Here is a 12,776-nt window from a genome sequence, read left to right on the forward strand (position 1 = left end):
TTAAATTGATTCAATCAACTTATTTTTTATTGTTACAGTTATCGTTGTTCCTATACCTTTTTTACTTTCTAATCTCATATTTCCACCATGAAGTTTAACTATTTCATTACTTATGGCTAGTCCTAACCCGCTACCGGCTTTATTATAGTCTTCTTGGAAGAATTTGTCTAATACTTTATCTAAATTTTCTGTTTCTATTCCTGCTCCATTATCTATTACTTTCATTGTAGTAAATTCTTCATCTTGTGATACTACTACTTTTATAAATCCACTATCTGAAGTAAATTTAATTGAATTTTGCACTAAATTTATAAGAACTTGTCTTAATCTATTTTTATCACCTTGCACATTTTCAATATTTTCAGTTTCAAATATTGCTTCTAATTTTATATTTTTTTCATTTGATTTTACTCTAAGTTGATTAACTACTCCATTTGCAAGTGCATTAATATCTACCATATCAATTTGTAGTTTTATTCTATCTGATGCGAGTCTTGAAAAATCAAGTAATTCTTCAACTAATTTTATAAGTCTTTCAGTTTCATCTTGAATAATTCCTAGACCTAAGTCAAGTTCTTCTTTTCCGATTCCCTCATAACCTAGTGTCTCACTCCACCCTTTTATTGATGTAAGCGGTGTTCTAAGCTCATGAGATATAGATGATATAAACTCCTCTTTTAGCTTTTCACTTTTATCAATTTCAGATGCCATATATTCAAAAGTTTCTGCTAAATCACCAATCTCATCATCAGATATTTTTCTATTTTTAAGCTTTATCTTATAGTTACCATGTGCTAGTTCATTTGCAAATTGTTTTAGTTCTATTAGCGGTTGTATTAGTCCCTCTGCAAATCTAAGGCTTAAAGATATAGCAATAAGTAAAATGCATATTCCTGCTAGTATTAAACCTAATATTAACTTAAATATCACTTGGTCTATATGGTCTAAAGATACTGTATATCTTACAACACCTTCAATTATGTTATTAGTCTTAAGAGGAATAGATATACTCATTACATGCTCATTAGTCTGTGTAATTCTATGTGTATAAGGTATTGACTCTTTATCTTTTAATGCTCTATCTACATCCTCATAATTTGCTTTTTCATTAGTTTTAAATCCATATCTATCTAAAACTATATTCTTATTTTTATCTATAATTGTAACTGCATACCTAGAGTTAAATTTTAGATTTTCTTTTTCAATTATATTATTTACTTTTTTTTCAAAACTAACAGTTTCCATACCTATATTACCATTATAATTTGAATTAGTACTATCAACTACATATTTTAAGTTTTGTCTTACATAATCATAGTAATAATTTTGAATATAGAATATGAATAAACCTTCAAATAATGTAACTGTTATAATTATTATCGTAAAGTAGTTTTTAATTATCTTTTTTCTTAGACCCTCAAAATGTAGCACTATTACTCTTCCTTTCTAAAGCAATATCCATAACCCCAAATAGTTTGTATATATTTAGGTTTTGATGGGTCATCCTCTATCTTATTTCTTATTCTTCTTATATTTACGTCAACTATCTTAAAGTCATAAAGATAATTAGTTCCCCATACTTCATCAAGTATTTGATCTCTACTTAGAGATTGCTTTGCATTAGTCATTAGGTATTTAACTATTGAAAATTCAGTAGGTGTAAGTTCAATTTCAGCTCCATCTTTAAATAATTTTCTTTTATCTAAATCAAGAGTAAATGGTGCTGATACTATCTCACTATTTTTAGGTATATTATCATCTTTTCTCACTCTTCTAATTAGTGCTGAAACTCTAACTAATAATTCTTTTATGCTAAATGGCTTTACTATATAGTCATCTGCTCCTGATATAAATCCTTCTATCTTATCATCCTCTTGAGCTTTTGCTGTAAGCATTATTATACCTACTTGATCAAAATTTTGTCTTATATACTTACATACATCTATACCACTCATATCAGGTAGCATTACATCAAGTAATGCTAATTGTATATCTTTTTCACTATTCATCTTTTCTATAGCTTCTTGACCTGTTCCAGCTTCTATTATTTCATAACCTTCTCTTTTTAGGTTTATACTTACGAAACTTCTAATTCCTATCTCATCTTCCATTATTAATATTTTTTCCTTCATAATATCCTCCAAATAAACTTAATATATCGGCAAGAAAAATTCTTTTATTATTTCTTGATTTAATTTTAGTTTTTTCATTTCTGCTTCATTATCTATGTATAAAACGTATGTATTTTCCTCATCTTCCCTTAAAACAAAGACATTTTGAGATACAATAGATTTATTTTCATCCACTCTTTTCTTATTATTTAAAGATATTGTAAATAATTTAACTGGCTTATTTTTATCAGTATCATAATATTCAAAATAAAATACAGGACCATCACTTGGGTAATCTTCCCTTACAGATAATTTATTCATTAATTTATTTGGAATAAGTAATTGATAATTGTACTTATAATTATAATATCTCTGGCCTATAAATACTAACCCTGAATTTTCTTCAGATTTCCCATTCCATTTATACCATGTTACAGTAGCTGAGTTTTTCGCAGTATAAGTATTTCCACTTCCCTTAACAATTGGAATATCTATTACTTTATCTTTGTCTTTATCTATATCTGCTACAGGTATATAATAAGGTTTCATTATATTTTTTTCATAATCATTAAATGCCTTTTTCAAGTTATTATTTTCCATATATAATATTTGGGTCATGTAATTATTACCTTTAATAGTTGGCATATCTAATATTATACCTCTTTTATCAGTTGCTATATTTCCTATAGTTATATAAGAATCTCCTAAACTCCTAATATTTTCAAACTCTACATAACTTTTAAATTCTAAAGTTTTATTAAAATTAGCCATACTTGCATAGGCTTTGTTCGTCTTTGTGTTATAATGCATAATTAGAATATCTGCTATATTATCATTATCCATATGACCAATTTTAATTTTCATATCTTGTAAATTACTTTTATCTTTTAACCATGTTGGATCTAGAGTATATATTTTTTTTATCTTATCGTCTTTATAAGAATAAATATGAAGATTAGTTTTTTCATTTTCTTTAATCAATAAAATTATCTCTTTATTTCCATCCGAGTCTAAATCATAAAAGCTAGCATACTCTATCGCTTCTCCTTTTTGAAGTAAATTAGCTTTATTACTGTATGATCCATTTTGATTTTTTTCCAATATTAAAAATCCTACTTCATTTTGGCTAGGATCTATACTTTCTTTTTTCTCAAATGCCACAATCTCATCTACCCCATCGCTATTTAAATCAATTTCATTAATCTTTCCAACTTCACTTGAGTTGGATGGAAGTATTAATGAAGAATTTATTGAAGGAAGTTGTTGTTTTATAGCATTATATAGCTCTTTTTTATTTTTATCATAAACAGGTTTATCCTTTATTAGCTGTTCTGGAGATTCAGAATCTATACTACATCCTGTAGTAAAAAGAACTAATAAACTGGCTAAAACTGTCAATCTTGATACTTTCATCCAAAACCTCCCATTTTAGTTTTACTTAAAGTAATCTTTGAAATTTTTTATTCGATTTTCTTCTTCTTCTATTTTACTTTTTTCCATTTCTCCTCTTCCTAGTCTATCACATAATGACAATAGTGCAACCTCTTTATAATCAACATCACTTAACATATTTTGTGGCTCAAAAAATGGAAGGTTTTTATCGAAAAATAAAGGTTGCATGTGCCATCTAACTAATTTAGACACTTTCATTTTAAAATCTTGATCATCAGTTAAAGCGTCTAAAAATTTAAAGGCTATTTTTTCACCTTCTATATCATGATTATACGATGTAATTCGATTTTTTCTAATTCTAGTTGTAGTTAATTTTCCTATATCATGTAGAAGTGCTGCCCACATAAATACTTCTTTATTTTCAGAATACCCTTTATGCTCACTAGCCTTATCTACTACTAACAATACATGATTTAATACACTTCCTTCAGGATGATATTTTTTATTTTGTTCTATATTTTCTAATTTTTTAATTAATTTAAAAGGTTCTATATCTAATTTCCCCTCTTTTATTAGACGTTTTATATCCTCAGAAGGTTTCATACTTTCTAATAAAATTTTATTTATTTCATTAAATGTATTTTTATAAACCATAAAACCACCACTTTCTAAATTTTGTCATGTTTTTTATGTGAATTTTTTATTTTACATTTATAAATAAAAAAAATAAAAGCTTAGCATATATACTAAGCCTTTATTATATTTTAACACTATTTTTATGATTTATTTACATTTTTCTTTAATATTTTACATATTTACTTTTTAGGAAATTTGTCTTCTGACCATACTAAATCTTCAAATTTATTTTTTAAATTTTCTTCATTGAATTCTTCTTCTGGTTGTTTTCCTCTAAATGATATAGAGTCTGAACTTTCTTCACTTATATATTCATCTTCATTTACTTCATCTACTTCTAATTCTACATCATTTTTTACTTCTAGTTCTTCTTCTTGGATATTTTGTTTTCTTCTTCTTTTATTTTGGCTTACATTTTTTTTGTGAGTTTTTTTAGATTGTTTAGGTTGTTGAACAACCTCCTCAGTTTCTTGAATTGGTGTTATTTCTTCATATGCTTCAGTTTGAGATTGTTTTGAACTTTTTTTAGATTTTGATTTTGTCTTTTTATGTTTATCTACTGAATCACTATTAGGTTTATTACTTTTATGCTTACTAGCATTTTGATTTTTACTTTCATTATTTGCGCCTTTACTTGATTTAGATGATTTAGATGATTTTTTGTTATTTTGTTTATTTTCTTCAACTTTATTACTATTTGATTTTTTAGATGATTTTTTTGTTCCTAATCCTAAATTTAATTTTAATCCACCAGATTTTTTTTCAGATTGACTTTCTAATCCGAGTTCTGACCTTTTTTCCTCTGGAACTAAATCATTTAATATTATCTCGTTGAAATCTTCTGTGTATTGTGTTTTATTTTCAGCGGTTTTTTCCATTTGATTTGAATGTATACCTTTAGATACTTTTTTTCTTCTACTTCCATTCATTCTAAACATTATGACACCCCCCTTAAAATACTCTTTCTATTATATATATTATATTAAGGGGGAAATTATTAATTTATTTTTTAGGTGGCTTAGGTCCAATATATTGATACATATTAGTTTTTAGCATACCATTATATAATTTTCTTCTTTTATCAGCTTCTTTTCCAAATTCATTTTCAAATTCTTCATATGAAGTTATTAAATAGTAAGACCAATTTTTAAGTTCTCTAAATGTATAACCTAAATGCTTATAAAGAGTTTGTACGCTTTCTTTATCTTCTAGCCTTTCTCCATATGGTGGATTCGTAACTATAAATCCGTATTCTTCATCACTTTTAAAATCAAGAGCATTTCCTACTTTAAATTCTATATATTCATCTACTCCTGCTATTTCTGCATTTTCTTTTGCTATTTCTATTGCTTCCTCATCTATGTCGTATCCATAAATTTTAAAACTTGCTTCTTCATCTATTGCTTCGAAAGCTTTCTTTCTTGTATCCCACCATATTTTTTTATCTATAGTTCTCCACTTTTCAGATATGAATTCACGATTAAGTCCTGGTGCCATATTAATTCCAATCATCGCAGCTTCAATTAAAACTGTCCCCGATCCACACATAGGATCTACTAACATTCTACCTGGTCTCCATGGTGTTAAATACATCATTGTAGCTGCTAATGTTTCTCTAATTGGAGCAGCGTTTGCTTTTTCTCTATATCCTCTTTTATGAAGTGCGTCTCCTGTTGTATCTATAGATATTGTTACTTTATCTTTGTGTATAAATACATATATAGGATATTTTTCTTTATCTTCTTTTATTAATCCATCTTCCATATAGCTCTTTTTTAAACTTTCAGCTATTGATTTTTTAACTATAGATTGTATATCTGTTGTACTATATAGCTTTGACTTTATAGATGATGCTTTAGCTACTGGAAATTGTGCTCCATAAGGAATGTATTTTGACCAATTTATTCTTTTTGTATTTTCAAATAACTCGTCAAAAGATTTAGCTTCAAATTCTGCGACCTTAAGGTTTACCCTCTCAGCACATCTAAGCCACATATTAGCTTTAGCTATACCATCTTCACCAGTTTTATAAGTTATTCTTCCATCTTCTGTCTTTAATATTTCAAACCCTAAGTTCTTTATTTCTCTTGCTAATAATTTTTCTACACCAAAAAAGCAAGGTGATATTAGTGTATAGTTTTTCATGTCTTCCTCCTATTTTTCGATTGTTTTATTCATACTTCCCATTTTATATCCGTTCATATCTAAGGTCGTATATTTAAATCCAATTTCTATAAATTTATTATTTGTTTTTTCTAATGTATCTACGCTAAAGAATTTATGTATTTCATCTTTATCTACTTCAATTCTTGCAATATCTCCATGATGTCTTACCCTAAATTGAGTAAATCCTAATTCTATTAAATATTGTTCACCTTTTTCTATCATCTCAAGCGTTTCTTTAGTAATTCGTGTTCCATATGGAATTCTAGTTGCAAGGCATGCAAAAGCAGGCTTATTATGGGTACTTAGTCCCATTTCTTTTGACAGGATTCGTATATCTTCTTTAGTCAAATTACATTCTTTAAGTGGACTTATTATATCTAATTCTTCTAGTGCCTTAAGACCTGGTCTATAATCACCTATATCATCTAAATTAGTTCCATCTACTACATATTTAATATTATTTGCTCTTGCTATTTCTTTTATCTTACTAAAAACTTCACTCTTACAGTAATAACATCTTTTAGGTCCATTTTCTAAGAATTTTTCTAAATTAAAATCTTCTATTTCAAAAACAACATGCTTAATATTAAAATTTCTTGCGTATTCTTTTGCTTCATTTATCTCAACGTCAGAGTGCATCATTGCATGAATGGTTACTGCTATAGCATTATCTCCTAATGTATCTTTTGCTACCTTTAATAAAAAGTTGCTGTCTACTCCTCCAGAATATGCAACAGCTATACTTCCTAATTCTTTTAGCCTAGATTTTAAATTTTCTAGTTTTTGACTAAGATCCATTATACTCCCCCCAAAATTTTCGCTAAATTAGTTATATAAAACATATAATATTTAAGAATCAAATCTTGCTACTAGATTAGAGTCTAGCCTTTCTATTATACATTAAAATCCATTTTGAGTCCAAATATTATTTATATACAAATGCTAAGCTAGTATACTTTATAATATTTGATAATTTATGATAATTATTGTATCATAAATTTAGTTAGGGGTGAGGCAATGAGTATTAATTATGACATCTTACAAAACTTTCTTAGATGTAATAAAAATATTAAATTGAAGTTTAGAGAAAATAGTAATATTTTAGATGTAGTTATTTTTAATGATGTTATTTTAAGCTTAGAACTAAGTAGTAATAATATAGAAGAACATAGCGATATAATATATAATTCTATAACTAATTTAGATGGAATTACTATGTACATACCAAAATATATATTAAATAAAAAATAGCGTAGATTTTAAATCTACGCTATTTTTTATGTTTATTTTTTATTTTCCTAATAATTATTGGCACCATAATTGTACTACCAACTAATGCATCTATCATATCCACTACAGTATCTGTAAGTCCTCCAGCTTGAGTATTTAGCCCGCAAAATGTATCAAGTAAAAACTCCATAATTTCCCACAAACTTGCTACTCCCATACTAAACATGAATAAATATATAGCTATAAATAATTTACTTATTTTAATAACTACTTCATCTTTATTTAAGTAATTTAATATTGAAAATGCTACGCTAACACTAATAAATCCAGACCAAACATGTAAAAAATCATCATATCGATTTATTATATCGTAAAATCTATAACAAGTTCCAAGTAAAGATGAAAATAAAATAAACAGTACAAGTACAATATATAGATTATTATCAATTAATTTATTTTTCTTTTGATTAACTATATACAATATAATTGTACCTAATAAACATGCTATAGATATTGACAAGCTTACAATTTCTTTATTTATAAAAAAATATACAATAGAAAATATATATGCAATAAGTAAAGCTACGTTTAGGCACTTTTTCCCTATATTTTTGTTCAATTTTCTCCTCCTATTTACCTTAGTTAGTATTTTTTATATTATTATATACTATCTGCGTAAAAAAAATGAACTTTCATTAAAAAGTTCACTTAAAGTTCATTTTATATATTTTAAAATTATTTTTTTACTTCTTTATTTTTATAAATTTTTATAGAAACTATCATCGAAATCATTAATATTACTGCGTTAAAAATGATTAATATCATTGATATTCCCATTGTATCTAATATATTAGTTATCTTTACCATTATTTCTGGGTTTTGGCTTAATATTTCCATCATTCCTGATACTGACCCTATTAAAATCATAAATATCACTGCCATAACCACTCTCATTTTATTGGCACCGAATTTTAAAACTGTTGGTATTATAAAAGATGTAGCAAATATTGCTGAAGTTATACCCATTCCTAAAAACGCTTTTAATGGTATATCTATTGGATTTATTTTATTTCCTATATTGTATACTACTACTAAAAAAATCCCTGTTAGTAAGATAATTATAGCTCCAAATAAATATTTAGACATTACATATTCATTTTTTTTAACTGGAAGTACCGATATTAAATTATCGATTCCATTCATATCTTCATATACCATTACTTGATATAGCGTCATAAGTATTATAAATCCAAATAATATATTTAGAAAATATTGATTATATATTGCTACAGCTGTCCATATAACAAGTACAAATGCTATTTGTTTAAATACAGACTTTAAATTCAAAAAACTCATTTTTGTAAGATTAGCTATATTATTCATAAATTTACCCCCTTGTATAATACATTAATATATCTTCTAAATTTGCCTTATCATATACTACTTCTTCTCCAAATATTTCTTTTGCACTTTTAATATTTGATGTTAATCCTTCAAACCCAAAAGAATTTTCAGCGAAAGATATTAATTCTTTTTTAGTATCACTATCTAATAATTCCTTATTTCCTCTTATTAGTTTATGATTTTCTAATATACTTTCTTTGTCTCCTTTAAGTATTACTTCTCCATTGTATATAAATACCAAATAATCAGATACTTTATCTAAGTCTGAAGTTATATGAGTTGAGTAAAATACTGTTGCTTCTTCTTTATCTATATGCTCTTGAATTATATCTAAAAATTCATTTCTAACTAATGGATCTAAGTTCGCTGTTGGTTCATCCATTATTATTAATTTTGGGTGATGAGAAAGTGCCATTATAAGTTCAAACTTCTTTTGTTGTCCTTTTGATAACTCTTTATATACTTTCTTTTCATCTAACTTAAATTGATTTATATACCTTTTATATAGTTTTTCATCCCAGTTTTTATAAAATATACATATGCTTTTTTTAATATCTATAAGTTTTAATTCATTTACATAACCAGGGATATCTCCAACATAACCAATAACCTCTTTTATACTTATATCATCATCTTTATACTCTTTACCAAATATTTTTATACTTCCGCTGTCTTTAAAAAGCATATTCATAATTAATTTTATTGTAGTTGTTTTTCCACTACCATTAGGACCTATAAATCCTGTAATAAAGCCTTTTTTTATTTCTAAATTTTTTATATTTAATTCAAATTCATTTAAGTTTTTACTAAGATTATTTATCTCTATAGCATTCATATATTATCCTCCCTATACTTCTTCATAGATACTTTTAAATATTTCTAATCCTTCTTCTAATGTAACCCCTACAGACTTAGCTTGCTTTATAATTTCTTCTAATTTACTTTCTATTTCAAACATAGTCATTTCCTTTAATCTTTCGGTGTTTTGGACTGCTACAAATGTACCTTTTCCTGTTACAGTTTGTATAAGACCTTCTTTTTCTAGTTCCTCATAAGCTCTTTTAGTTGTTATTATACTTACCTTTAATTCTTTTGCTAAGTTTCTTATTGATGGTAGACCTTCCCCTGGCTTTAATGAGCTATTTAAAATTTGGGCTTTTATTTGATTTTGTATCTGCTCATACAAAGGAACTGTTGATGAATTATTTATGTTTATATTCAATTTATCACCTCTTTACATTATTATATGTAACACTGTATATAAAGTGTGTATATTATCTATATACACATATTAACACTTTAATTATATAATGTCTATTTATTTTTGATTTTAATTTATTTTCACATAAAAAAAGACCGTGTATATATTGCTATATACACGGTCTTTTATAATAATTTTTCTTTCTACGCATCTTATTTAAACCTTATAACTAAATTTTACTATTATAGGCTATAGGTATTTTTATAAACATTTCATCACTAGCTAAATTTAATTTTCTTTTATCTACCTATGTGCTTTAAAACTAAATCTAAAGTTTCAAATCTATCTTTACCTACCATATATGTACAATATTCGCCGGTTTTCATTTTTAAAAATTCTTCTTTAGTTTCTCCACCTATAATAAATAAATTTCTACCTTCCCAAGCTATGTGAGCTTTTACATTTTTAATTATAAAATCTTTTTTCCTCCAGCTTAAAACTCCTGCTATATTTTTATCTACTTCATTATCATATAAGATGCAATTCTCATATTTCTTGGTATTATTTGTCGTTACATTTAAAATTATTTTTTTAGCTAATATTTTATATCCTAATTTCTTATATAAATCGCAATCGTCTTTATCATCAACAAAGCAACATTATATTAATAAATTAGAATGCTAAAAAACTTCTACTATTTTATAACTTATAGTCAGCAAAAAATTCAGATTTAAGAATCAAATTATTTTTATCTAAAGATTCTACTAATTTAATTTTAACTAAGTCTCCTATATTATATTTTTCAAAAATATATTTTGAATCTATAGTATATACTTTTTCTTTATATTCGAACTCAACTAGATAAGAATCTATACGATTTGTAGTAAAACCTTTCCCTTTTTCCAATGACATTGGCTCACTAAAACCATGTACAAAATTTTTGTTTTTCATTTCAACTTCTACAATAGATTCATTTAAATTTTTTGTTCTTAATTTCAATTTTAGTTTTTTTATAGTATTAAGTACGTATTCAACATTAAGGATTATCAATCCTAATATGCAAAATATTCCAAATAATAAATTAAAGTCCATGATTATACCTTCTTTACTATGTATTATTCATTATTATGTATTATTAGTATATCATACTTATAAATCAGATTTACTTTTTAACTTATTAGAAAGTTTTTTCTTGCTAAATTTAAATTTATCTAAAATATTTAGAATAATATCGTTGTTTTCATTTTGATATTCTGAAACTATGTCAATTAACTTTATTTTAATCCTCTCTAATTCTTTAAATAAAAAAAGAGCCATTAATATTAATGGCTCTTTTCGTATAATTCTAGTCACATTTTATTTTCCTATATGATTTAGGCATTTTCTAACTGTATCATATCTATCATTTCCAGCTATAGTTGTATATTTTTCGCCTGTTTTCATTTTATCTAATTCTACTTTAGCCGGTCCACCTACAATAAATAGATTAGTAGCTTCCCAAGAAATATGATCCTTTACATTTTTTACTATGCAATCTTCTTTACTCCAACTTAATATTTCTGCTGCTACTTTATCTATATCATTTCCATATAAAATAGCGTTAGTATGCTTCTTATTTATATTAATATTTTGACTTAAAGATTTATTTAATATACCTTCAACTATAGCTTTTGACATATCTTTATAGTTATATATATTAACATCGTCTTTATCATCAACAAAACAACATTCTATCAATAAGTTAGGATTGTTGGTCTTTAGTACTCCTAATTTATTAGTATACTTAATTCCTCTGCTCTTAAAACCTAATTTAGACATTTGCTTTTCTATTCTTTCTGCAAATGGTTTAGCTTTAGATGTAGAGTTATACACCCAAACTTCAACACCAGTTGTCTTTCCATTTCCTTTAGTATCTTTAGCACCAGAATTAAAATGTATAGATATATCTACATCAACCTTATTTGAATTGCATTTTCCAACTATTTTATTTATACAATCATTTTGGTTATCAGGGTAATCTACTGTACAATCATATACAGTATGTCCTTCTAATTTTAGAAGTTTTATAACTTCATCTTTTACTTTTCTGGCCTCTGTAGATTCTTTTATTAAACCTATGGCACCACAACTTTTAGAACCATCTAATCCATGTCCTGCATGTACATTTATTTTTATAATTATTCACCTACCTTTTCTAATATTTTATCTACTTTATTTTCTGTTCTATTTATATCTGATTTTAAATCTGTAGCTATCACTTTTACACTTACTGCTAATTGTTCATTTGTAGCAAGTAACTTTGCATTAGTTTCTAGTATCTTATCTTCTCTTTCTCTATCTGCTACTTTATCTTCTTTTCTTTCTTCTCTATCTGCTTTATCTTTGCTGTTAAGGTATAATCCAAGAGCCACACAACAAGCTATTGGAAAACCTACACTTTGTACTAATGTTGTAAAATCCATAATTTTAATACTCCTAATTTTTTGTATAAAAAAAGAACTATGCTATGTAGTTCTCGTTAGTTATTTCTTTATATTCTTCAGTTGTTATCATCTTTGCTACAACAAATACTTTTACATCCTCATTATTATATAAACTTTCCTTATACCAAGCTTTAATAGTATCCTTCCACATAA

At 25.9% G+C, this 12,776-nt stretch carries 17 protein-coding genes; 1 reads left to right on the forward strand and 16 read right to left on the reverse strand.

Annotated features, from left to right (window positions below):
- The 7 genes from JNUCC81_RS12030 to larE all read right to left on the reverse strand — a co-directional run bounded on the left by JNUCC81_RS12030 (position 1) and on the right by larE (position 7,103).
- Complete coding sequence (locus tag JNUCC81_RS12030) at positions 1–1,431, reverse strand: ATP-binding protein (protein ID WP_454093696.1); 1,431 nt, start codon at positions 1,429–1,431, stop codon at positions 1–3.
- A gap of 2 nt (positions 1,432–1,433) precedes the next feature.
- A complete protein-coding gene (gene walR, locus JNUCC81_RS12035; RefSeq protein ID WP_454093697.1) occupies positions 1,434–2,132 on the reverse strand; it encodes a cell wall metabolism DNA-binding response regulator WalR in 699 nt (232 codons plus the stop codon).
- A gap of 18 nt (positions 2,133–2,150) precedes the next feature.
- The gene (locus JNUCC81_RS12040; protein WP_454093698.1) at positions 2,151–3,524 is read right to left on the reverse strand and encodes a hypothetical protein; all 1,374 of its coding nucleotides are present in this window, start codon (positions 3,522–3,524) and stop codon (positions 2,151–2,153) included.
- Positions 3,525–3,545: 21 nt separating this feature from the next.
- Complete coding sequence (locus JNUCC81_RS12045; protein WP_208332364.1) at positions 3,546–4,157, reverse strand: HD domain-containing protein; 612 nt, start codon at positions 4,155–4,157, stop codon at positions 3,546–3,548.
- 161 nt (positions 4,158–4,318) lie between these two features.
- Positions 4,319–5,077, reverse strand: a complete 759-nt coding sequence (locus tag JNUCC81_RS12050; RefSeq protein ID WP_454093699.1) for a hypothetical protein — start codon at positions 5,075–5,077, stop codon at positions 4,319–4,321.
- 64 nt (positions 5,078–5,141) lie between these two features.
- Entirely contained in the window at positions 5,142–6,284 is a 1,143-nt protein-coding gene (locus JNUCC81_RS12055; protein WP_454093700.1) for a THUMP domain-containing class I SAM-dependent RNA methyltransferase, read from the reverse strand.
- A gap of 9 nt (positions 6,285–6,293) precedes the next feature.
- The gene (larE, locus tag JNUCC81_RS12060) at positions 6,294–7,103 is read right to left on the reverse strand and encodes an ATP-dependent sacrificial sulfur transferase LarE (RefSeq protein ID WP_454093701.1); all 810 of its coding nucleotides are present in this window, start codon (positions 7,101–7,103) and stop codon (positions 6,294–6,296) included.
- 219 nt (positions 7,104–7,322) lie between these two features.
- Here larE and JNUCC81_RS12065 point away from each other — a divergent pair, with 219 nt between their 5' ends.
- Complete coding sequence (locus JNUCC81_RS12065; RefSeq protein WP_454093702.1) at positions 7,323–7,556, forward strand: hypothetical protein; 234 nt, start codon at positions 7,323–7,325, stop codon at positions 7,554–7,556.
- Between the two features lie 19 nt (positions 7,557–7,575).
- On the opposite strand, the gene JNUCC81_RS12070 is transcribed toward JNUCC81_RS12065, so the two are convergent.
- From JNUCC81_RS12070 to JNUCC81_RS12110, 9 genes are all read right to left on the reverse strand, one after another.
- The gene (locus tag JNUCC81_RS12070; RefSeq protein WP_454093703.1) at positions 7,576–8,154 is read right to left on the reverse strand and encodes a hypothetical protein; all 579 of its coding nucleotides are present in this window, start codon (positions 8,152–8,154) and stop codon (positions 7,576–7,578) included.
- A gap of 116 nt (positions 8,155–8,270) precedes the next feature.
- Positions 8,271–8,918: an ABC-2 transporter permease gene (locus JNUCC81_RS12075; protein WP_454093704.1), complete on the reverse strand. Its 648-nt coding sequence runs from the start codon at positions 8,916–8,918 to the stop codon at positions 8,271–8,273.
- Positions 8,919–8,922: 4 nt separating this feature from the next.
- Positions 8,923–9,774: an ABC transporter ATP-binding protein gene (locus JNUCC81_RS12080; protein ID WP_454093705.1), complete on the reverse strand. Its 852-nt coding sequence runs from the start codon at positions 9,772–9,774 to the stop codon at positions 8,923–8,925.
- A gap of 12 nt (positions 9,775–9,786) precedes the next feature.
- On the reverse strand, positions 9,787–10,161 hold the full coding sequence (locus tag JNUCC81_RS12085; protein ID WP_454093706.1) for a GntR family transcriptional regulator: 375 nt from the start codon (positions 10,159–10,161) through the stop codon (positions 9,787–9,789).
- A 678-nt stretch (positions 10,162–10,839) separates the two neighbouring features.
- Positions 10,840–11,232 carry a hypothetical protein gene (locus JNUCC81_RS12090; RefSeq protein WP_454093707.1) on the reverse strand — a complete coding sequence of 131 codons (393 nt, stop codon included), beginning with the start codon at positions 11,230–11,232 and terminating at the stop codon, positions 10,840–10,842.
- Between the two features lie 57 nt (positions 11,233–11,289).
- Positions 11,290–11,493, reverse strand: coding sequence for a hypothetical protein (locus tag JNUCC81_RS12095; RefSeq protein WP_454093708.1), 204 nt, complete (start codon positions 11,491–11,493; stop codon positions 11,290–11,292).
- A gap of 3 nt (positions 11,494–11,496) precedes the next feature.
- Entirely contained in the window at positions 11,497–12,321 is an 825-nt protein-coding gene (locus JNUCC81_RS12100; protein ID WP_454096398.1) for an N-acetylmuramoyl-L-alanine amidase, read from the reverse strand.
- Entirely contained in the window at positions 12,318–12,602 is a 285-nt protein-coding gene (locus tag JNUCC81_RS12105) for a hypothetical protein (protein ID WP_454093709.1), read from the reverse strand. The genes JNUCC81_RS12100 and JNUCC81_RS12105 overlap by 4 nt, the downstream gene beginning before the upstream one ends.
- Positions 12,603–12,639: 37 nt before the next feature.
- Entirely contained in the window at positions 12,640–12,774 is a 135-nt protein-coding gene (locus tag JNUCC81_RS12110) for an XkdX family protein (protein ID WP_454093710.1), read from the reverse strand.
- Positions 12,775–12,776: the final 2 nt, after the last annotated feature.

This window comes from Faecalimicrobium sp. JNUCC 81 (assembly GCF_053667625.1).